Origin of the sequence: Listeria valentina, from assembly GCF_011800755.1 — a bacterium.
GTDB lineage: Bacteria > Bacillota > Bacilli > Lactobacillales > Listeriaceae > Listeria > Listeria valentina.
Genome location: NZ_JAATJW010000160.1, coordinates 1 through 706, shown reverse-complemented (window position 1 = coordinate 706; position 706 = coordinate 1). Strand labels below are relative to the sequence as shown.

Annotated in this window: 1 protein-coding gene; it reads left to right on the top strand. The window is 36.0% G+C overall.

What is annotated here, in order from left to right; genetic code table 11:
- Positions 1–350: 350 nt before the first annotated feature.
- A complete protein-coding gene (locus tag HCK02_RS14005) occupies positions 351–644 on the top strand; it encodes a WXG100 family type VII secretion target (protein WP_167630703.1) in 294 nt (97 codons plus the stop codon).
- The last annotated feature ends 62 nt before the right edge of the window (positions 645–706 follow it).

Here is a 706-nt window from a genome sequence, read left to right as displayed (position 1 = left end):
TCATAACAAAATACACTCCTTCTAAAGTGAACTAGATTTTTTATTCCTAGTGTCTACTTTATAGGGAGTGTATCAATGATTGTGTACGCCTATTTTTTTGTGCATGTATACGCGAGTCTATTTTGGATGTTTAAAAAAGCATGTGGTTATAGGGATTCCCTTTTTTGCCCTACATGTATTATTTGAAAGCTAGGTTGTTTTTACTCTTTTACAAATGAATTTTCATTCAGTCAAAAGATAACTTTTTCCCGCTATTTGACACGAAAGTTCAAAAATTAGACACAATTATCTATAAAAAATGTGCTATAGTATAATTGTAAGAAAGATACATAAAATAGGAGATGAGTTTCATGTCTGGACAAATCAGAATGACCCCTGCCGAGTTACGCGACCGCGCGAAAACATACGGCACAAGCACACACGATATTGAACAAATGTTGCAACGTTTATCGCAAACACAAGAACAACTTCGCAGTGAATGGGAAGGGCAAGCATTTGCACGCTTTGACGACCAATTCAATCAATTAAAACCGAAAGTAACCGAGTTTGCGAATTTGATGGATCAAATCGAACAACAACTCCAAAAAACTGCCAGTGCAGTGGAAGAGCAAGACCAACAATTGTCCCAGAACTTCGGATTTTAATGTTAAAACGGTGCCTCTTATTGTATACTATAAGAGGCATTTCTTATATAAACAGAAAAGGG